This is a genomic window from Pseudoalteromonas sp. QJM3NY_12 (assembly GCF_056173165.1).
In genome coordinates this window covers 328,304-350,002 of the sequence record NZ_JBWBUF010000002.1, presented here as the reverse complement: position 1 = coordinate 350,002, position 21,699 = coordinate 328,304, and the positions used below count along the sequence as shown (strand labels likewise).

At 37.8% G+C, this 21,699-nt stretch carries 17 protein-coding genes and 1 riboswitch; of the genes, 10 read left to right on the top strand and 7 right to left on the bottom strand.

Annotated elements, in window-relative coordinates:
• Positions 1–55 precede the first annotated feature (55 nt).
• Positions 56–625 carry an alkyl hydroperoxide reductase subunit C gene (gene ahpC / locus AC0VZ5_RS17425; protein WP_008115650.1) on the top strand — a complete coding sequence of 190 codons (570 nt, stop codon included), beginning with the start codon at positions 56–58 and terminating at the stop codon, positions 623–625.
• Between the two features lie 161 nt (positions 626–786).
• Positions 787–2,364 (top strand): alkyl hydroperoxide reductase subunit F, encoded by a 1,578-nt coding sequence (gene ahpF / locus AC0VZ5_RS17420; protein ID WP_475475092.1) that lies wholly within the window; start codon positions 787–789, stop codon positions 2,362–2,364.
• A 94-nt stretch (positions 2,365–2,458) separates the two neighbouring features.
• On the opposite strand, the gene AC0VZ5_RS17415 is transcribed toward ahpF, so the two are convergent.
• The 4 genes from AC0VZ5_RS17415 to AC0VZ5_RS17400 form a co-directional block, all read right to left on the bottom strand.
• A complete protein-coding gene (locus AC0VZ5_RS17415) occupies positions 2,459–2,650 on the bottom strand; it encodes a DUF3185 family protein (RefSeq protein WP_008115648.1) in 192 nt (63 codons plus the stop codon).
• 49 nt (positions 2,651–2,699) lie between these two features.
• Positions 2,700–4,724: a hybrid sensor histidine kinase/response regulator gene (locus AC0VZ5_RS17410; protein WP_475475091.1), complete on the bottom strand. Its 2,025-nt coding sequence runs from the start codon at positions 4,722–4,724 to the stop codon at positions 2,700–2,702.
• Between the two features lie 196 nt (positions 4,725–4,920).
• Positions 4,921–5,772 carry a patatin-like phospholipase family protein gene (locus AC0VZ5_RS17405; RefSeq protein WP_475475090.1) on the bottom strand — a complete coding sequence of 284 codons (852 nt, stop codon included), beginning with the start codon at positions 5,770–5,772 and terminating at the stop codon, positions 4,921–4,923.
• Between the two features lie 170 nt (positions 5,773–5,942).
• Complete coding sequence (locus tag AC0VZ5_RS17400; RefSeq protein WP_198522743.1) at positions 5,943–7,367, bottom strand: sensor domain-containing diguanylate cyclase; 1,425 nt, start codon at positions 7,365–7,367, stop codon at positions 5,943–5,945.
• A gap of 219 nt (positions 7,368–7,586) precedes the next feature.
• On the opposite strand from AC0VZ5_RS17400, the gene AC0VZ5_RS17395 reads away from it, so the two are divergent.
• A complete protein-coding gene (locus tag AC0VZ5_RS17395; RefSeq protein ID WP_138606760.1) occupies positions 7,587–8,480 on the top strand; it encodes a cation diffusion facilitator family transporter in 894 nt (297 codons plus the stop codon).
• Positions 8,481–8,522: 42 nt separating this feature from the next.
• Here AC0VZ5_RS17395 and AC0VZ5_RS17390 read toward each other — a convergent pair whose 3' ends face one another.
• Positions 8,523–13,022 carry an EAL domain-containing protein gene (locus AC0VZ5_RS17390; RefSeq protein WP_475475089.1) on the bottom strand — a complete coding sequence of 1,500 codons (4,500 nt, stop codon included), beginning with the start codon at positions 13,020–13,022 and terminating at the stop codon, positions 8,523–8,525.
• A 159-nt stretch (positions 13,023–13,181) separates the two neighbouring features.
• On the opposite strand from AC0VZ5_RS17390, the gene AC0VZ5_RS17385 reads away from it, so the two are divergent.
• The 3 genes from AC0VZ5_RS17385 to AC0VZ5_RS17375 all read left to right on the top strand — a co-directional run bounded on the left by AC0VZ5_RS17385 (position 13,182) and on the right by AC0VZ5_RS17375 (position 15,841).
• Complete coding sequence (locus AC0VZ5_RS17385) at positions 13,182–13,736, top strand: isochorismatase family protein (RefSeq protein WP_409425764.1); 555 nt, start codon at positions 13,182–13,184, stop codon at positions 13,734–13,736.
• 130 nt (positions 13,737–13,866) lie between these two features.
• Positions 13,867–15,333 (top strand): methyl-accepting chemotaxis protein, encoded by a 1,467-nt coding sequence (locus AC0VZ5_RS17380; RefSeq protein ID WP_475475088.1) that lies wholly within the window; start codon positions 13,867–13,869, stop codon positions 15,331–15,333.
• On the top strand, positions 15,317–15,841 hold the full coding sequence (locus AC0VZ5_RS17375; RefSeq protein ID WP_138606768.1) for a DUF6436 domain-containing protein: 525 nt from the start codon (positions 15,317–15,319) through the stop codon (positions 15,839–15,841). The genes AC0VZ5_RS17380 and AC0VZ5_RS17375 overlap by 17 nt, the downstream gene beginning before the upstream one ends.
• A gap of 93 nt (positions 15,842–15,934) precedes the next feature.
• Here the strand turns inward: AC0VZ5_RS17375 and AC0VZ5_RS17370 are convergent, their stop codons facing one another.
• Positions 15,935–16,495 (bottom strand): TMEM165/GDT1 family protein, encoded by a 561-nt coding sequence (locus AC0VZ5_RS17370; RefSeq protein WP_475475087.1) that lies wholly within the window; start codon positions 16,493–16,495, stop codon positions 15,935–15,937.
• An 83-nt stretch (positions 16,496–16,578) separates the two neighbouring features.
• A riboswitch (yybP-ykoY riboswitch) is annotated at positions 16,579–16,681 on the bottom strand.
• A 178-nt stretch (positions 16,682–16,859) separates the two neighbouring features.
• Between AC0VZ5_RS17370 and AC0VZ5_RS17365 the strand changes: the two genes are divergently transcribed.
• Positions 16,860–17,171 carry a hypothetical protein gene (locus AC0VZ5_RS17365; RefSeq protein WP_178957381.1) on the top strand — a complete coding sequence of 104 codons (312 nt, stop codon included), beginning with the start codon at positions 16,860–16,862 and terminating at the stop codon, positions 17,169–17,171.
• A 94-nt stretch (positions 17,172–17,265) separates the two neighbouring features.
• On the opposite strand, the gene AC0VZ5_RS17360 is transcribed toward AC0VZ5_RS17365, so the two are convergent.
• Positions 17,266–18,891, bottom strand: a complete 1,626-nt coding sequence (locus tag AC0VZ5_RS17360; protein ID WP_475475086.1) for a methyl-accepting chemotaxis protein — start codon at positions 18,889–18,891, stop codon at positions 17,266–17,268.
• A 494-nt stretch (positions 18,892–19,385) separates the two neighbouring features.
• Here AC0VZ5_RS17360 and AC0VZ5_RS17355 point away from each other — a divergent pair, with 494 nt between their 5' ends.
• Genes AC0VZ5_RS17355 through AC0VZ5_RS17345 form a run of 3 tightly spaced genes read left to right on the top strand, consistent with a single transcriptional unit; the run spans position 19,386 to position 21,699 of the window.
• Positions 19,386–20,147, top strand: a complete 762-nt coding sequence (locus AC0VZ5_RS17355) for a metalloregulator ArsR/SmtB family transcription factor (protein WP_475475085.1) — start codon at positions 19,386–19,388, stop codon at positions 20,145–20,147.
• 11 nt (positions 20,148–20,158) lie between these two features.
• On the top strand, positions 20,159–21,181 hold the full coding sequence (arsB, locus tag AC0VZ5_RS17350; protein WP_475475084.1) for an ACR3 family arsenite efflux transporter: 1,023 nt from the start codon (positions 20,159–20,161) through the stop codon (positions 21,179–21,181).
• A 14-nt stretch (positions 21,182–21,195) separates the two neighbouring features.
• The gene (locus AC0VZ5_RS17345; RefSeq protein ID WP_475475083.1) at positions 21,196–21,699 is read left to right on the top strand and encodes a phosphatase domain-containing protein; all 504 of its coding nucleotides are present in this window, start codon (positions 21,196–21,198) and stop codon (positions 21,697–21,699) included.

Here is a 21,699-nt window from a genome sequence, read left to right as displayed (position 1 = left end):
GCCAACGCACGAGGCGTTAACTTTTTAAATACACTAAACATAAATGAGGAATACTATGAGCACTTCATTGATTAACACAAAACTACAACCTTTCAATGCAACAGCTTACCATAATGGTGACTTTGTAGAACTCACTGAAAAAGACGTATTAGGTAAGTGGTCTATCTTTTTCTTTTACCCAGCAGATTTCACATTTGTATGCCCTACAGAGCTAGGTGACCTTGCAGATCATTATGCACAGTTACAAGAAATGGGCGTTGAAGTTTATTCAGTATCAACTGATACACACTTTACGCACAAAGCTTGGCATGACACGTCAGACACTATCGGTAAAATTACTTACCCAATGATTGGCGACCCAACAGGACGCATTACACGTAACTTTGGTGTAATGATTGAAGATGATGGTTTAGCACTTCGCGGTACATTTGTAATGAACCCAGAGGGTGAAATCAAAGTTGTTGAAACGCATGATTTAGGTATTGGTCGTAGTGCTAAAGAACTTGTTCGTAAAGTACAAGCCGCACAATACATTGCCACGCATGACGGTGAAGTATGTCCTGCATCTTGGCAGCCAGGTGAAGACACATTAGCACCTTCACTAGACCTAGTTGGTAAGATTTAAACTTTACCTTCACTAAATTTAGAGTAGAACATGACTCTATTACCAGTGAGCCTACTTAGCTCACTGGACACTCTCCCACGCCATCACTCTTTTCTAAAATTCGCACATGCACTGATGGCATGGGGGTTCTGCTGTTTTATTTTTCCGTAAGGGGCTAAGCCATGTTAGACAACAACATAAAGAACCAATTAAAAAGCCATTTTGAATCGCTGACTCAGCCTGTTGAGCTGCTTATCGCCTTGGATGACAGCAAAAAATCAACAGAAGTAGAAAGTTTAGCGAATGATTTAGCATCACTAAGCGATAAGTTTAGTGTAAGTAACAATCCAGATACTTCGGCACGCAGACCTTCAATGGTGGTGCATTCGCCACAAAAAAATACTCATATTACCTTTGCAGGGGTACCTATGGGTCATGAATTTACTAGTTTAGTGTTAGCGCTATTACATACGGGGGGGCACCCTAGTAAAGCCAGCCAAGAAGATATTGAACAAATACAAACACTTGAGCAAACACTCAATTTTGAAGTGTATATTAGTTTGAGCTGCCAAACCTGCCCGCAAGTGGTTCAAGCGCTAAATACAATGGCTGCTACAAATAGCAATATTAAAGCCACCATGATTGATGGTGCTCTGTTTCAAGATGAAGTAGAACAACGAAATATATTGGCTGTACCCGCTGTGTACTTAAACGGAGAGCCTTTTAGCCAAGGGGCAATGAGCCTAACCGATATTTTAAATAAAGTTGATAGCAAAGGTGCACAGCGCCAAGCCAAAGCATTGAATGAAAAATCAGTGTTTGATGTTCTTGTCGTCGGTGGTGGGCCAGCAGGTGCTTCGGCAGCTATTTATTCTGCACGTAAAGGGCTAAATACGGGGGTGGTTGCCGATCGATTTGGTGGCCAGGTAGCTGACACATTGGCCATTGAAAACTTTATTTCGGTAAAAGCAACCGAAGGGCCAAAAATGGTGGCTCAGCTTGAAGAGCATGTTAAAGAATATGATGTTGATGTAATGCACAACCAACGCGCGGCAAATCTGCAAAAAGGCAGTAATGGATATGACATTACTTTAGAAAATGGCGCTGTATTACAAGCTAAATCACTTGTGCTAGCAACCGGTGCACGCTGGCGTGAAATGAATGTACCTGGCGAGCAACAATATAAAGGCCACGGCGTTGCATACTGCCCGCATTGTGATGGCCCATTATTTAAAGGCAAACCTGTTGCTGTAATAGGTGGCGGTAACTCAGGTATTGAAGCGGCTATTGATTTAGCTAACATTGTAGAGCATGTAACGGTGCTTGAATTTGCCGATACGTTACGTGCTGACGAAGTGCTTATTCGTAAAGCAAATAGCTTAAAAAACATTACTATTATTAAAAATGCACAAACTACTGAAGTACTCGGTGATGGTAATAAAGTAATAGGCCTGAATTATACCGATCGTGTTTCTGGAGAAAGTAAGGAGCTAGCTTTAGCCGGTATATTTGTACAAATTGGTTTGATACCAAACACCGAATGGCTAAAAGACAGTGACCTTGAGCTTAGTCAATTTGGTGAAATACTCATTGATGCTAAAGGTGCAACGTCGTTACCAGGTATATACGGGGCGGGCGATGCGACCAATACGCCATTTAAGCAAATTATTATTGCTATGGGCGCCGGAGCAACTGCTAGCTTAGGAGCTTTTGACTACTTAATTCGCCAAACACCCGATGCAGAGCAAAATGCTGCTTAATAGCGTTTTAGCGTAAGCCTCTTGATAAAACAGCTCTCACCCATAGCTGTTTGTTCACCCAAGCCGCCCTCTCCAAAGGCGGCTTTTTTGTGTGTTATTTAAGTCGGGTAAGGCCTACTAAAATACAAACTGCGCCACCAATAAAGCCAAGCCATGCTTCTACTGGGGTTTCGCCATTGAATGCACGAGTAACTTGTGAGGCTGCAGAATCGTAAACATCATAACCCCACATACCAAGTGCTACGCCAATAACAATAAGTACAATACCAATGATTTTATTTGTCATAATGATCCTTTGTGTTTTTAGTGCAAATTAATCTGGGCGACACTCGTTGTTATAATGTGGCTACGCCCAGTCTTTTTAGTGTATTTGTAATTGCTTCTTCTATCGCTGGCAGTTTAAACGGTTTGGCTATAAACATATCCATGCCTGCTTGCTTACAGTTTAGTTTATCTTGTGAGGATGCATTAGCAGTTAACGCCACAATATAAGTTTCTTGCGAGTCACAGATACCTTGTGCCTTTAGTTGCTTGGTGGCTTCAAAACCATCCATGATAGGCATAATGCAATCCATAAAAATAAGGTCAAAATGCTTTTGTTTGCATTTTAACAGGGCATCTTGGCCGTCAATAGCAAAGTCTGATTTTATATTAAATTTATCCAGTGCTGATTCTAATACCAGGCGATTTATTTCGTTATCATCAACCACCAAAACCGAGAGCTTATTGCTATGGTTATTAATAAATTTAAGGCTAGGTTCTTGTGTTTGTTGTTTACCACGCTCAATTGGGATAGTTAAGGTAAAACATGTGCCCACGTTAACCTCACTGGTTACCTCAATTTTGCCATTCATAAAACCAACGAGCTCTTTAACTATGGCTAAGCCTAACCCGGTGCCACCTTTATTGTTGTTAGCATCAACCTCTTGTGTAAAAGGCTTAAATAATGAGTTTAAATACGTTTTACTCATGCCGCGACCCGTATCGGTTATTTTAATTGTAAGTAAAGGGCGCTTTGTATCTAATGCTAACTGTGAATCGAGAGAAACAGAACCATGCTCTGTAAATTTTAATGCGTTACTCAGTAAATTAGAGACAATTTGGCTTAATCGAGAGGTGTCGCAGTATACCCAAACATCATTAGGAATGAGGTTAGTAGCTCGTAGTTCAATATTTTTATTGCTAAACAATACCGAATATAAAGAAACCAAATCGGTAAATACCGTTTTAAGTAGGGAGTGGTGAGGTTCCAGTTTTAATTCACCATGATTTATTTTTGAAAAGTCGAGCACTTCATTGATAATATTCAATAAAATATCAGCACTTCGCAAGGCGACTTTAATTTTTTCCGCCCGCTTGTCATAATCGTGTTCATCAATGAGTGTCGCTAACATACCCGTAATGCCATTTAGCGGAGTGCGTAGCTCATGACTAATTTTTGCAAACAGCATACTTCTATCTTTTAATAGCTGTTCAGCAAGCGCTTTTTTTTGTTTTAACTCTTCGCGGAGCTTTACGGCTTCAGTTATATCTTGAAAAGTACCAAATAACCGCACACATTGGCCGTTGTTGAACTCAGCTTCACCAAAGGTTGAAACCCAAATATTCTGTTGCTTAGCGGTAACTATTTCCAGCTCTAAATGCCATTTATCACCCGTAGATATTGCCTTTTCTACCGCTTTATTAATACTGTCTCGGCTTTTACCTGCTTTATAAAATTCAATGGCTTTTTCTATATCTGGAGTATAGTGTTCTTCGGCTTGATGAATACGTCGAGTTTGTTGGCTCCAAAAAATAGTATTTTCTACTAGGTCGACCTCCCATGTACCTATATTTGCTACGTTTTCAAGCTTTAATAAAGTGTCACTATTTTTAGTGAGATTGGCTTTATCCTGATTGCGCGCCAATTCCGAGCCTAACCACTGCGCTAATAATTCAATATAATCATAGGCTTCATCGCTAAAAGGAGCGCATTCTTGAGCTGATGAAAAGTTAACAGTTCCAAATACGTCTTTGCCTATTCGTATAGGCGCACCAATGTACGCTTCTAATTGGAAATTAATATAGCATGGATGATTTGCAATACTACTTTGCGACGCATTATGAAATGCAAGTGCAGAGTTGGCCGACAAGGTATGCGTGCAATAGGTGCCGTTTAATTCAAACTCTGTACCAATTGCAAGAGAATTGTCAGGGGTGATGGCATGTAAAACAATGTAAGAATCATTTTTTACGCGGCTGATAATAGCTAAGTCGAGTTGAAAAACATCGAGCCCAAAAGCAAGTAAGTCTGCAATTTTTTGATCAAAGCTTAGCTGCTGATCTGAGACTATATTATGAAAGCATCGAAGAAAATTCACAAAAACCCTTAATTTATTTGGTGTGTACACAAAATTTAATGCAAAAAACACGCCTAAATTTAATCTGTTTTTTGCAATACGACGGCGAACACATCGTTCTTTATTACATTACCCCGTTGGTTTAAAAATTAATAGCTGGAGTAAGCTGTAAATTCAAAGGTTATATCACTGTATAGTTTGATTTTATAGCTTATGTTCATTTCTCACGCAACCTAGGGCTACCTAGGTAAGTTTTAGCTTCACTTATGCCCATTTGATAGCCTGAATTGAGTATAGCTAGATTTTTAGTGGTGCGGCCGACTTTAAACCCTGCTGGTGGAGCAATAATATTTATTTTGCAATCCGGTGGAGCATTATGCAAAAAATCAATACTGTCATTATATTTTTTAGAACGCAGTATGGCCGCCTCTGCAAGCGCTGGGGTATCTTTATAGAGTTGTTTGGTTAACCAAGGGACTTTGTTATCTTTTTTACGATAGCCTAAAGGTTGAGAAAGGATAACTGTTATTTCTGATGCCCCCATTTCATAAGCTTTTTTTACCGGAATAGAATCTGCAACGCCGCCATCGGTCATGGCGATCCCGTTTATTGTTGGATAATCCCGATAAGCTATTGGTATAGCGCAAGAGGCTTTTAATTGCTCTACCATTTCGCTGCCTGTTGCTTGTAAATAATGAGCTTGCCCAGACTCGATTGCCGTTGCAACAATATAAAAGTCGTGAGGGGATTGAGAGAATTCGTCGGTATTTAAAGGAATTTCACGTATGGTCTCTTGCCAAAGCCAGTCCAAATCAAACAAATGGCCGCCTTTAACAAATCGGGAAAGGTTAATAAATTCAGGCCTACAGGAATAATCAGTAATCACTTTGTAGTTTCGAGTTGCTTGCTTACATAGATAAGCCGCGACGTTCGTTGCTCCAGCAGATACACCAAAATAGCTGGTAAAAGGTTGATATTGTTGTGCTAAAAACTCATCTAGCACGCCAGCTGCAAAAATACCACGCATGGCACCACCCTCTACCACTAATGCATGTTGGCTATTGCTCATATTAACTTCCTTCCTTTGACAATACACTTATGCTACCAAGTGTGCTCAAACTGTGCGAGCAACTTTTTGCTTTGATTCGGGACCTGTTTTAATTATTAGTTAGGATAAGAAAATATCAAAGGTTGCAGGGAATAGAAGCGATAACTTGTTCTTAAAAATTAATATATACGTTATTCAAAAGAACATATTTGATCTCTGCCTGCTTTTTTAGCTTTGTATAAAGCAATGTCGGCATTTTTTATTATCGTTTGCATATTAGTATTAGCGTTTGGGTAAGTGGTAAAATACCCAAAGCTCATTGTGATATGAGGAGTAACAGAAGAAAATTCATGGGGAATATTTAACGCTTTAATTTTTTGCTGTATCAGTACAGTAAACTTTTGGCATTGTTCTTTATTAGAGGCCGGCAAAATAATTGTAAATTCTTCGCCTCCATACCGAGCTACTATATCACCCTCACGTTTACATACGCTTTTTAAAGCGCGCGCCACTTGTTTTAATGTGTCATCACCTTTTTGGTGACCATAGTTATCGTTATAGCGTTTAAAGAAATCGATGTCACACATAATCAAACTAATAGGCTGATTATGTCTTGCACAACGCTTAATTTCACTGTTGAGAGTGCTATCGAAAAAGCGACGGTTTGCAATATCAGTAAGTGCATCGGTATTCGCTAATTTATTGAGCTTAGTGTTGGCGTTAATTAATTGCTTTTGGGTTAACTGCAGCTTTTTTTTATAGTTAATATTCTTGAGGGCATTATTGATGATTTCACCTACGAGCTTTATTCTAATCAAATCAATTTTGCTCCAATTGCGCTTAGTTTTAACGCAATCACAGCCGATGAAGCCTACCAGTTCCTCATCGAAACGAAGGCCTATGCATAAAACCGACTGAATGCTTTGCTCTTTAAACTCTGCTTTTTCAGCGTCAGCTTTAGTAGGTAATAGCTCAATATCATTTACTTGAAATAGATGGTTCTCATTCATCACTTCAAAAAAATAGGGGAGTTCAACCTTTGGTATGTTTTGCAGTCTGTCTTTGCAAGCAACAATACCCTTATTGACCCACTCGTGAGTATTAGTAATAGTTTCATTGTCAGTGTTAAATTCAAATAAATAACTACGGTCAGCCTTTAATACGGTGCCAATGGCTTTGAGGGCAAAGTTAATTTGTTGGTCTATATTATCGTTTTGTATATCAATAAGTTTGGTAGAGATTTTAGAGATAATATGATCAAAGTTGTATTGCTCTGTGAGTGTATGATCTTGCTCTAAAGTGAGCATAGATATTGAGCCATCAATTATAGAATGATCAATATTTAACAGTTGTAAAGTGGATTCAGAATCTAATAAAACGGTTGTTATATTAGAAGAAAATAATTGCTCAATACTGACAACTTCATCATTACTAAAGTCGCGCAGCACAACATTGCTAAAAGCACCTTTTTTAACAGCACTTTCATCCTCTATTTTGAGTAACGTTTTGGCATGCTGATTTAATGTGTAGTTTTGGTTTTTATCATCATAAACAATCACGGCTAAATTAATAAGATTAAAAACCTGCCAAATTGTTTTGTCTGAGTCATGACTCACTGATTTCTCCGCAATTATACAGGCAGAACTCGCCAAATCTTTTAATTATTAATAATATATGTCTCTTTATATTTAGTACAGTTCTTTGCATTTTACTAAGTTTTTAGTGCGTTTAATTGGTCTTCGTATTACAATTGTGACTGTATATCATTTCGCACTTTCTAATTTTGCTTTATTTCATTAGCTTACTTTGTTTTCAGTAAAGGCCTTTTATATTTCATGACAGAAATAACTACACATCACGCCTCCCGTCGCCGTCTATTAATTGCACTTGCAATTACCTGTTCGTTTATGGTGATTCAGCTTATAGGTGCTTATTATGCTAATTCACTGGCTGTTCTTGCTGATGCCGGTCACTTATTTGTTCATAACAGCTCACTATTTATAGCACTTATTGCCTCAAGCTTTGCTATTCATTTGGCTAAAACTTATAACGACGGCCATCAAAAAGCTGAATTAATCGGCGGTCTGATCAACGGCATTTTATATCTTACTATCAGTTTACTTATTTTATTTGAGGGAGCTGAGCGCTTTTTGGACCACAAAGGTGGACATGAGCTGATCATAAATAGTTATTTAATGTCGGTGATTGCAGCTATCGGTTTTTTATTTCATGGTGCGGCAGCGTGGGTATTATATAAAGGTCGTAAAGCCAGTATTAATGTGTATGCGGTATTTTTACATTCGTTTTTTGATTTAATCTCGACTGTTTCCACTTTTGTTGCCGGTGTTCTTATTTATATTACAGGCTGGAATGTGATTGATATTTTATCGAGTATGTTAATTGCATCATTTGTACTGTTTACGGGAATTAAGGTGATAATTAGTTGCATTAAAGGGCTCCGCTCAAATAAAGCAAAGTTGCCAGAAGTCCAAGATATCGAAACAGAAATAACCAGTATGGAGCATGTTGCAAATGTGCATAACGTTACCGTTGTTCGTAAAAATAAAAAAGTGATAGTAGGTGCTCACGTAGTGTTAAAGCAACATTGCACTATAGAAAAGCATGATGAAGAATGTCGTTTAAAAGTAATCAAACTACTTGCAGATAAATTTAATGTTCGTAACAGTGTGCTACAAATCGAAAGCTATGAATGCAAGCACATCCATTAAAAAGTTTAACCTAAAAGCGACTTGGTTAAGTCGCTTTTAGGTTTAGATTGAATCAATAATCTTCTCAAAGCATGCAGGGCTCATTAAATCGCTGGCACTCATAGGGCGAGCAAAATAGTATCCCTGAAGTTTATAGCAACCTATGTTTGTTAAAAAGTCTAGTTGCTCCCGCGTCTCTACCCCTTCAGCAATACAATATAACTCTAAGTTTTCAGCAAGCGAGTAAATAGTTTTAATAATCGACTCGTCACCTTTGTCTGTGCCAATACTATTAACAAAGCTTTGGTCAATTTTTATTACATTAATTGGAAATTGGCTCAAATAAGTGAGTGATGAATAGCCAGTACCAAAATCATCAAGAAATAGTTTAAACCCTGCAGCTTGAAGGCTTTTAAGTTGTTTTGCTGCTTTGTACTTATCTTCTAACAGCGTGTTTTCTGTGATTTCTAGGCGTATTTGCTGTGGTTTAATACTGGCTTTCTCAAGTATAGCGCTCAGTCGCTCGGTTATATTGGCCTTTAAAATATGTTTTGGTGATACATTTAACGAAATATAAAACAGTGGGTTTACGCTAAGGATAGGCGCAAGCTCTGTGATTGCACGTTGCAATGCTTGCTCAGTAAGCATATCAATTAGGCCAGTTTCTTCTGCCACCGGTATAAATAAAGCCGGAGAGATAAGTTTTCCTTGGTTTTCCCAACGCATCAATAACTCAACGCCACTTATTGTTTTATCTTTTGTATTAACCACGGGTTGGTAATGATTAAATAATTGGTTATCTTTTGCGGCATCTTTTAAGTCATTTTCAAGAATAAGTTTTTGTTTAATTTGCTCATTCATTTTTTCATTAAAAAACTGAAATCCATTTCGACCTGCTTGTTTTGCATGCATCATAGCGATATCTGCATTGCGGATCAAAGCATCAGTTGAGCATGCATCATGGGGATATAAAGCAATACCAATACTGGCAGATATATTAATAGAAAAGTCTTCAATAATAACTTTGCTTGCGAGCTCATTACTCATTTCGTTAAGCGTGTGTTGCAGAGAAGACATAGAAGTAATGTTCTCGATTAAGACTAAAAACTCATCACCACTTTGGCGTCCAAAAGTCGCGTGGTCACCTAGGTATAAGGCAACTCGTTCAGTAATGTTACACAGTAACTTGTCGCCTACTGCATGCCCAAACGAATCATTCACAGGTTTGAATTTATCTAAATCTATAAATATAACTGCACATTGCAAGTCGTTTTTAGCGGCCTTTGTAATGGCATTTTCAATTTTTTGATTCATTAAGCTACGATTAGGTAGCCCGGTTAACGCATCATAGTTGGCCAAATAACGTAACTCATTTTCAGCACGTTTTTGCTCGGTTAAGTCTGTAATTACAATTACATAATAACCAACTTTACCTTCTTCATTAGCGACTGCAGTGGCACTTATATGAATAGGGTGTTGCTGTGCTTTTGTAGTATTAACATAGGCATTTGTTCGCCAATTTTCTTTGGGTTGCAGTGCCTTTAACGTGGTTGCAAATTCTTTGCATTTAGTTTGACCAATCGCCTTTATAAATAGCTCAGTAGTAACAGCTCCCTCTTCACCATCATCAGAGAATACCTCCATAAAGCTATTATTAGCTGAGAAAGGTACAAGGTTTTCATCTAGAATAAGTAAAAAGTCATTGATTTGGCTAAAAGCTTCGCCAAGTATTTTAGCTTGCTGTTCGTTTGCTAACTGCTCGGTAATATTAGTAAAAATACCAGATACATATTCAGGCTTTTTGCTGTCTTGATTATAAATAATTTGCCCAAGGTCATGAAACCATAACCAATGACCATCTTTGTGCCGTAATCGGTAAGTCGCTTGCCAGTCTTGTGGTTGAGTTTGTTTTATAAATGCATCCCACTTACTTTGTATTCTGCGGCGCTCATCAGGATGCATAATATTAAAAAATCTGCTTATATCAATACGTTTCGATATATTCTCGTAACCTAATTCAGTTCCTCTGGCTGTATTAACAGTATTGTCTATAAAACTGTAGTTCCAAACGCCACTCTTGTTACTCTTTAATGCTAATTCAGTTTGAGTTTTAGAGTGAATAGCTGCACGGTGGGCGCGTTCAATCGCCATTTTACGGCTACGGTATTGCCAAAAAAATAAAAACAGAATTATGGTCACTGCGAGGAAATAGCATGCGTAGGCAATAGGAGACTGCCAAGGAGCATATGCAACACTAAACTTAAGCATTACGGGCTCGCTGGTAATAACCCCATTTCGTTGTTGTGTGGACACTGATAGCTCATAGTCACCTGGTTGTAATTTAGTAAAAAACACCTGATTAGATTTTAAGTCGTTATAACTTAAAGATGACGGACCATTCAGCTCTACTTTGTAGTAGGTTTTACCTATATTGTTATAATCAAAATTAGAAAATCTAACCGTCAACCCCATATCATCATGCTTTAGTTTTAACGGTTCATTACGGTATTTTTCAGGCGAGTAGTTGAGCGTCTCTGAAAACAAATTAATATTTGTGATCGCTAATTTACTTTGGGTGTTTTTTTGGCCACTTTTAAATTGATAAGGGTCAAACTGCAGTACACCGCTACGATTACCGAACACGAGCTCATTATTTTGTAATTTTAGTGCAGCAATTGCAGTAAAGTGGTTGTTGCTTAAACCGTCTTTTATTGTATAGGTGGTTATGTTTAACGTATTTAAATTAAGTCGATATAGCCCATTATCGGAACTAACCCATAAAAAATCATTATCATCAGCAATAAGTTCGAAAATAGAGTTAGTGTTTAATGAATTGTTTTTATCAAAAGTATGAACTTGCTCGTAAGTTTTAGTGTTAACGGCAATTAAGCCCTCTTGTGTGGTTGCTAACCAAAGTAATTCACGTTTTGAATCTAAGTAATAGTTTTCTACGGTATGAAAAAGATTATTTTTTGCTGTTTTAGATTTAAAAATAGTAGTTAAAGTGCCCGTTGCTTCATTATATCGATAAAGCGAGTCAGATGTACTTAATAGCAATTCATCGGGGTAAGCTTTTGAAGGGGTATGAAATGCGTATGCCTGTAAAGGAGATATTTGCTCTTTTAGACCTTTTATAACTCTATTTTCACCAGAGTAACCGTCAAAAATATAGAAGTTATCATTATTAATATAAGCAAATGTATTGGGTGCTACCTGCGCAAGGCCAAATAAATAGTCAGTGTTTAGATTATGCTCGGTAATAAATTTGTTTTGTTCAAATGCGCCTGTTTCTTTGTTAAAAAGCTCAAGCCCAAAAAAAGTCACTAACCAAAGGTAGTTGTTGCCTATACTTTTGGCAGAGTAAATATCTCCGATAGCCGATAAACCATAAGCTGCTTTCTTATCTTTAGATTGTAAAAATAAATCACTCGTTTTTGTTTTTGAGTTATAACGAACAAGTCCGTCGTCAGTGCCTATCCAGAGCAGTTGCGGTGTATCTTGATATATAACATTTACAATATTATTTTCAGGTAGTGTGATTTTTTGGAATTTCTTTGTTTGTGCGGCCCATGTTAATACACCATGAGTTCTTGAACCAAGCCACAACAAACCAGATTCATCAAACATAATATCGTTGATTGTGTTTTCAGTAATGTTATAGCTACTATCTTTGAAATTTAAAATATGAGTGAGCTCTGAGGTTGCTCTGTCAAACTCAAATAAACCACTTTCTGTAGCAATAAATTCGCCATAGGGTGTGTTTACATAATCCCAAATATTATAATCACTAATAAGTGTTGATAATGCTGTAGGATCTATATGTTTATTTTCATCAAAAGCAATCCGATACATTCCTTCAACCGTACCAACCAACAATCCAAGTTTCTCGTCTATAGATAGAAATTTTACGTTGTTACCATCATTAGTAACTTTTTTCGTGTCGTTAAGTTTTATTTGTTGGCGTTCGCTACTTTCAGAGTTATAAGTGTATAGGCCCTGATCGGAACCAATATATAAGGTGTTTTGGTAAAGTGACAACGCACGGATAAACATATTTTCATTGGGCAAAGATATGACAAGAGATAACTTTTTTGTTTTTTTATCAAACCGATATACGTGCGCATCAATAGAAAAATAAAAATGTGTAAGTTGCTCAGCAACTGCAACAACCGGAGAGTATTTTTCTTCATTTTGATTCAAATGACCTGAATATATTTGTTCAGCATTTAATGTGTTTGGGTCAATTAAATAACTTCCAGCGAGCTGTGTGCTAACTAATAATTTACCGTTATTAGCTTTGTAGATATTAACTATATAATTATTTTTTAAACCTGTAGGGCTTTCGTAAAGGGTAACCTGGTAACCGTCGAACCGAAACAGGCCTTGTGTAGTGGCTACCCACACATAACCAATATCATCTTGTACAGATTTTACTACAAAGCTTTGCGAAAGTTGTTCATTGATAGAAATACGTTGTAGTTGTTCAGAGTAAGTTTGTGAAGCAAAGCTCTGTTGCATCCAAACTAATAAAAATATGTAAACAACGAAGAAAAACTTACTCAAAAGCACTTACCCTTTTTGGCCGACAAGGTTGGTATTTAGTAATGGTGTAATATAGCATGAGTTTAATTTAAAAATTACAAAAAGCACCATAGGTGTGAATTAATTGTTGCTTTTTTGTGGGTGTTAAAAGTCAGTTTAGCAAAAGTCAAAGGACTCCATATGAATTTTAGAGAAAATATTAACTCAGAGCACAGCGTGCTTTTAGTCATCGATTTGCAAAGCAAACTGGCACCGGCCATCGCTTCATTTAATACGACTCTAGAGTGTGCTTTACAACTTGCAAATGCAAGTGCTATTCATCAAATTCCTTCAATCATTACAGAGCATTATAAAAAAGGGCTAGGTGAAAGTGATGAGAAAATAAAGCAAGCTTTACCTAGCGCGCAGTATATTGAAAAATTAAGCTTTAGTGCCTGCGCCGAAGAAGGGTTCTTAGATACTATTTCGCTATTGCAGCGCCCTCATGTAGTAGTTATTGGTACAGAAGCGCATGTTTGTGTATTACAAACTTGTTTAGATTTACTACAACATGGTTATGCAGTGACTGTTGCTACAGATGCAATAGCCTCAAGAAATGCAGAGCACAAAGCCATTGCAGTTGAGCAGCTTCGTCAAGCAGGGGCAGTAATATCATGTGCTGAAACAATAATATTCCAATGGACAAAAAAAGCAGGGACGTCTACTTTTAAACAAATACTATCAATTGTTAAGTAGCGCACTAAAAAATTTTAAATCAACCTAATTGATAATGTCCGGCTTGATTTAAAATAAAAAAATTGCCAGTTGTTAAGGGCTATACTAACAACTTGCGTGTTTAATTTATTCAAAATTAATTAAGGTTTTTATGTCTAGTGTGAGTCGGTTGTTTACAATCATATTCTGTTTTTTGTTTGTCGAATCTATTGGTATCGGCCTTTATTTCGATACACTAACAGAGGCGTTTCTGGTCGGCTTGCCCTTGTGCTTGCTTCCTATTTGGTTATTAAAAACCCAACCCGAAAGTAAAGTTACACCTCATGTTGTTGCTGCTGCAATCATGATGTTTTCATTTTTGCATATTCAGCAAGCGTATGGGCTTATTGAGGTCCATTTCGAAATATTTATTTTCTTAGCCATGTTGATAATGTTTGTTGAATGGCGAGTGTTTATTACGGCTATTGTGTTTGTTGCTATTCATCATTTATCTTTTTACTACCTGCAGACTCAAAATACTGGGTTTTATGTTTTCGACCCTGATCGTTTAGCTTTTTCAACTGTGCTTATTCACGCTGCCTATGCCATAGTTGAAGCGCTTGTTGCTGGCTTTATTGCAGTGACATTAAAGCGTGAACGCCAAGCTGGTTTGTCGTTAAGTCATACCACAGAGCAAATAATGCAAGACCCAAATCAAATAAAACTTTCAATGCGAGCAGATGATACAGATAGCAGTGCAGTGGTAGGTTTTAACACGCTACTAGAATACTTGTCGGATGTTATTAAGCAGGTGCAAACGCAATCTGATTCATTGAAAAATAACTCCCAAGAGTTAATAAATGTCCATGATGAGCTGGCAGACAGTGCTAAGCACCGAAATGCACAAACTGATGATATAGCTAATTCAGGTTCACAAGTTGCTCATGGTTTTAAACTGGTTGAGCAAGAAAGCGATATTTTAAAGCAGCAAGTGAGCAATATTACCGACTCTGCCCATGTTGCTTTGCAAGAAGTGTTACAAACAGACAGTAAGAGTAAAGAGTTGCTCACGTTATTAACTAATACCGAAGAGCAATTAAGTCATTTAGTGGCTGCTGGAGATGTAATTACAAGCTTATTGAATGAGATATCAGGGATAGCTGATCAAACTAATTTGTTAGCGTTAAATGCCGCAATTGAAGCTGCTAGAGCCGGTGAGCATGGTCGTGGTTTTGCTGTAGTTGCAGATGAGGTTCGTTCTTTAGCGAATAACAGCCAGAAAACAACAGCTAAAATAGCATCTACATTAACAGATTTAGTGGATAACAGCCGTACTTCAACACAATCCATGAATCAGTGTGTTGAGTTTGTTGTAGATCTTACGAAAATTAGTGCCACCATGAAAGAGAATATCTCTTCCATGAGCGAGCAAATACAGGCCGTATCCACAAGTTCTGACTCAGTTGCGCAAGTTGTTGCTGAACAAGCTGGCAATACTGAGCAGATTGCAACAAGCACAGATCAAATGCGTCAACGCCAATATGAAGACGGAAAAATTGTTGATCAACTTACCGCTAAGGTACAAATGATTGATGTAAGTATCGATGTATTAGAGCAAAGTATTGCAAAATTTAACTAATAAGCGCTATTTTACTTTTGCATTGATTGGTGTGTGGTTTGTGGTTGTTGTGTCGGGCTTAGTGTATTTTCAACTTGGTCAATTAAAGCCTTTTGATGAGAATAAAATGCTTGAGCGTCATAACTGGTTTTCGCAATTTAAAGAACACGTTGTTTGGCAAAACAAAGATAGTGCGCAACTACTTATTATCACTGAAGATAATTGTGGCTGTACAATACAAGCTAAACCGCACTTATCAGCCTTACAGCGTTTTGCGAAAAATCAGGGCGTCGAGGTGCAAACATTTAAACTCAATAGCCAACTAAAGTCAGTGGTTCCGGCAACGCCAGCCGCAGTTTTAATTGATAAAAATGGTGAGTTTGTTTATGCCGGCCCTTTATCAGAAGGGTTGGCTTGTTCACAAGGTAGCGGGTTTGTAGAGACCGTGATAAGTAATTTACAGGCTGGTTTTAACTCATCATTGTTAATTGCCAACACAAAAGGGTGCTATTGTATTAACCGAGTGTAAAAGAGGCTCATTTTTATTCTACGATAACTGCTTATACTTCCTTGAACCGCCTACCTACTTTAGGTAAGCGGTTTTTTGTTGTAGGTTACTTAATCACACCATGGTTATTAAGCCATAAACACCTAATAATACAAATACGGTGGCGGCAATAGCTCTTACTGTATTTAATGGAATTCTTTTTAGTAACGTCTTACCGGCATAAATAACGGGTACATTTGCGATCAGCATACCAAGAGTTGTACCAATTGTTACCCACAAAACGGATTGATATTGTGCACCCAATAATACAGTCGCTATTTGAGTTTTGTCGCCAATTTCAGCGATAAAAAATAAAATTAAAGCCACTAAAAATGCCCCATAACGATCGTACTTGTGGCTAACGTCTTCGTCTTTATCGGGAATAAGCAGCCATAAGCCAACAACAATAAAGCTTATATTGACTACCCAAGGTAAGTATTCAACAGCAAAATTACCACTTAACCAATCACCAAACCACGCAGATAAACCATGATTGATTATAGTAGCGGCAAGAATACCTAAAATAAGCGCTATTTTATTATGAAAACGTGCCGCAAGTAATAGCGATAGAAGTTGAGTTTTATCGCCAATTTCGGCAAGGGCAATAGTGACGGTAGAGGTTAAAAAAATATCCATTAATATAATCTTCAGGCGGGAATACTAAACCAAGGCAAACAGCTATCTCCCGCCATGAGGATAGTGTCTACCTAGGTCTCGCCGATAACGCTTGCTACAACATTACAAACTTACCATGCACTTAAGGTGCAATTATGTTGATAAGTTTACTCATTACTGAGCGGGCTACTCCCCTAAGAGGAGGGCGATTATTCCACAAAGTTTAAAGCAGGTAAATATATGCGTGTAACTTTTAAATTTAATAGGTCTCTTTGTGGTGTTAGTGCACAAATAAACTTGCTTTGAGCTATCAAGTCAGCTGTAATAATAAACAGAAGGAAGTTGAGCAATTTGAAATTATATACATGTGTGAAGGGATTAAAATATGCAAGGAACAATCGTTAAATCAACAATGGCAACCATTCAAAATGGAGTTATGAAAGCGGACGGAAAGTTTTGGATCACGCAAACCGACTTAAATTTTGAACCTTTTAATGAAAAATTGGGGTTAGAACAATACACAATTGCCCGCGATACAATTTTAAAAGTGGTTGAATGTAAAGGCAAGGGCGCAGGCCTTGTGCCAATAACAGCTGATGCGATAGAGGTTTTCACGCAAGATGGCAGTTCGTATCAGTTTATACTCTCAAACCCCCATGATTGGATAAGTATATTATCTAATCAAACTCGCGCTTAAAATAACCAATATGCCATCATTTAATCATTTAAATGATGGCATATAAGGTTTTTATTTAAAGTATAAGCGCTAATATGCCTCAAAATTAAAGCACCTAAACTTTAAATACATTAACTTGTCCTTGTAGCATTGCCGCAAGCTGTGCGAGTTCTTGCGATGCTTGAGCATTTTGTTGTGAGCTTTCGCTAACCGAAGTAATACTAGAACTAAATTCATTAATATTGCTGCTTAGCTCATTTGCGACCATTTTTTGCTCCTGAGTTGCGGTTGATATTTGAGTATTCATATCTGCAATTTCGGTGACTTCTTGGTTAATTTCGCTGAGCACCTGTGAAGAAAAATTAGCGTGGTCAACACTTTCTTTAGCACTGCTTTCAGCGTTACTCATAGCACTAACTGCTTGCTGAGCCATACCTTGTAGTTTTGTGATCATTTCATTAATGCTAGCGGTTGCTTTTTGAGTGTTGTGGGCAAGTTGCCTTACTTCATCGGCTACAACGGCAAATCCACGACCAGAGTCTCCAGCTCTTGCTGCTTCAATGGCTGCATTTAAAGCTAACAAGTTTGTTTGCTCAGCCACACCTTGAATCATCATCACAACTTGGTTTATATCATTGGTTTGAGTATTTAGGTCTGCAATAAGCTGCGTATTTGTATTAACCAAAGTTGAAAGCGTATTTATTGACTCGATATTATCAGCAACAGCTTGTTGTCCTTGACCTGCCTTTATGTCGGCATTTGTTGCTTTGTCAGAGGTTACTTGAGCGTTTTGAGCAACTTGCTCTATTGCACTACTCATTTGGGTAATTGCAGTTGCAATCATAGCTGATTGTTGCTCTTGCTGGGTTGCTGTACTGGCTACTTGAATACTAATTGAGTTCATTTCTTCAGCTGCTGAAGCAAGTGTTAGTGTTGCTCCTGCCATATCTTTTACTAAATCTTGGATCCGAAGTAACATATCATTAAAGTTAGATGCGGTATCTGCAATTTCGTCTTTACCCTGAACCTTAGCACGAGCTGTTAAATCGGCATTGGTTGCAATATTCGTTATAGTATCGCGTAATGACATTAATGGATTTTGTATCGAGCAGTAAATAAAGTAGGCAACAATCAGTAATAGTAAAATCAATATTGCGATCGTGGCACTCATTATTAACTTTACTAATTTATAATTTTCATCAGCTTTGACTCTAAAGTCACTCGCTTCTTTAAGTTGTAAATCAATTAAAGCCTGGTAACTGGCACTAAGCGGATCAAAGAGTTGGTAAAGCTCATAAACAAATTTATTTTGTGGTAGTGATAAAAACTCACCATTATTAATGCTTACAATTAAATTATTCAAATGCATAAGCACAGGCTTTAGTTTCTTTTCAACGTTATCTACCAAGCGCTTTTCTTCAACTGTTAGCTTTGTGCTCAAGTAAGCTTTCCATTCATTATCAGCCGTATTTCTAGCATCATTAATATTTGCTAAGAGTTCTGACTTGGTAATAGAGTCAGCACGATACTTGTGAAGTAAATCAACAATATTTACGGCGTAATTATCTGACACATGCTTAATTTGCTTAAGTGGTACGACACGGTCGTCGTATAAACTATCAATCCCTGCTACTAACCTTCCCATTGTGTTTATTGAAAAAAACGATGTAATTAAAAAAATCATAATTGGCAGCAATGCAAGCACGGCTAAACGGGTACGCACAGAATAATTGTTTAACATAGTTATCCAAAATTACAGCAATAATAAAAAAGTATAATATGAATAAAAAATTTTACTGAATTTTTACAATAAAATATTTAGGTTTAATAATTCTTATGTTTTGATTGGAGTTCCGCTTAGCGCTGTGGGTTCAACCATTCTATGCAACATACAGCTTAAATCGTTCCGTAGGTGTTTCGTATTCTAATGTTTTTCGCGGACTCTCATTGCCAAGGTGATTGTGGAACGCATGGCTTCGCCACTTATTCGACCTACGTCAAAAGGTAGGTTGGTTAAGCCGAAGGCGCCACCCAACAGAGTTTCTAAGCATCAATTTCATAATGGAAAACTAACTCTAAAAAAGGCGTTCATTAAACTGTGATGTAAATAAATGATTGAGTAAAGACTGACAGTATCGTTCAAACAATATTCCTATTTATTTCTTTTTCAACGATTACTATTGCACCACTCGCATAACAAATTTATTATATAACAAATTTGTTATGCGAGTGGTTATGAAAATTCTATTTTTGTGCACTGAAAACTCGGCTAGATCTATCATGGCCGAGGCGTTGTTAAAACATCATAGTAAAGGTGAGTATGAGGTTTACAGCGCCGGTACTGAGCCAAATAATGTGGACAGCCGAACGCTATCAGCTATTGAACACTTTGGGTTGCGTACCGATGGTTTACGCTCAAAACACCTTGATGAAGTTAGCAATATCCATTTTGATTTTGTTATTACCCTGTGTGATAAAGCGGCCAAAGAATGCGATAGTCGAGTTAATGGCACTAATTGCCTTGCATGGGATTTTCCTGAGCCTCGTTCCCGCAAAGAAGCCAACCCGTTTGAAAAAACACTACAAGAGCTAAATGAACGGCTCAAAATGTTTTTGCTAACAAAAGAAAAGCAAAAACCAGCGCCAATCACACCAACTACTTTTTACAAAGCGCTAGCTGATGATATTCGTTTGAAAAGTCTATTAATTATTGCTGTTGAAGGTGAAGCATGTGTTTGTGAGCTAATGACTGCTCTGAGTGAAGAGAGTCAACCTAAAGTTTCTCGTCACTTAGCACAACTCAGAAAAACGGGCATTTTATCCGATAGAAAACACCAGCAATGGGTTTTTTATTCGATCAATCCAACACTACCAGAGTGGATGAAGCAAACTATTACATCAACGGTAGTGAATGATCCCATTTTCATTGAACAAGAGTTAGGCAGATTAAATGCGATGGGTGATCGTCCCACGCGTGTAGCAAGCTGCTGTAACTAGGGAGGATCATTATGGGATTTTTTGAACGCTATTTATCTTTTTGGGTCGCGATATCTATTGCTACAGGTGTCTCATTGGGGGTTATTTATCCGCCGCTTTTTGAAGCAATCGCAGAGCTCGAAGTGACGCATGTTAACATCGTCGTTGCCATCTTCATTTGGGTAATGATCTACCCCATGATGGTACAAATAGATTTCTCAACAATTAAAGAAGTGGGTAAAAATCCACAGGGACTTGTGTTAACTTTAGTGGTTAACTGGCTTATCAAACCATTTTCTATGGCTGCATTGGGTTGGCTTTTCTTTGAAGGATTGTTTGCCGATTTTGTTTCACCAGAAACTGCACAAGAATATATCGCAGGAATGATTTTACTTGGCGTAGCGCCATGTACGGCAATGGTATTTGTCTGGTCACAACTTACTAAAGGCGATGCAAACTATACGTTAGTTCAAGTGTCGGTTAACGACATTATCATGATTTTTGCTTTCGCCCCACTTGCAGGATTACTGCTGGGGGTATCGGATATTCATGTGCCATGGGGAACTTTGTTTACCTCGGTTGTGTTGTATGTGCTATTGCCTTTAATTGCAGGGATATTGACCAGAAAGCATTTAAATGCCTCAGGTCGCGATGAAGCAACTATCACAACCTTGTTAGAAAAGTTAAAACCATTTTCTGTCATTGGTTTATTAGCCACAGTTATGCTGTTGTTTGGCTTTCAAGCTAACACTATTTTAGACCAACCACTCAATATTTTGCTAATCGCGATTCCGCTGGTTATTCAAACGTATGGCATTTTCATCATTGCCTATTTTATTGCGCTAAAAATCAAGCTTAAACATAACATTGCAGCTCCATCGTGCTTAATTGGTACATCAAATTTCTTTGAGTTGGCTGTAGCTGTAGCAATTTCTCTTTTTGGCTTGCATTCAGGTGCAGCGCTAGCAACCGTGGTTGGCGTTCTTGTAGAGGTGCCTGTGATGCTATCTCTCGTCGCGATTGTAAACAGAACAAAACATTGCTTTAACGAATAATTAAGAGGACTCTTATGCAAACTCACCCTTATGACAAACTTACACTTGATAATGGCGCCAGTTTTATATTTACGCCATGCCCAGGAACGAAAGAGGTTGATTTAACAACATCGGTAAAGCAACTCAAAGATGCGGGAGCACAAGCGATTGTCACTCTGATGTATGACGCAGAAATAAAGAAAAACGAGGCCGAAACACTTCCTCAAGTTTGTAACGAACAAGGTATAAAATGGTTTCAGTTACCTATTTTAGATGATGATGCGCCTAATGATGACTTTGCAACGGCGTTCAAATCTTACCTTAATGACGTGTTAGCTATTTTGCGTAATCAGGGCACGATGGCTGTGCACTGTAAAGGCGGTTCAGGTCGCACGGGCTTAGTGATTGGCATACTGATGTATGAGTTAGGTTACAACAAGACAAGCATTATTAACCAAGTGCAGAAAGTACGCCCTAAGGCGCTTTCTAATCCTGTGCAACTTTCATTTTTTAATGAATATCAAAAAGTAGGAGTTTAA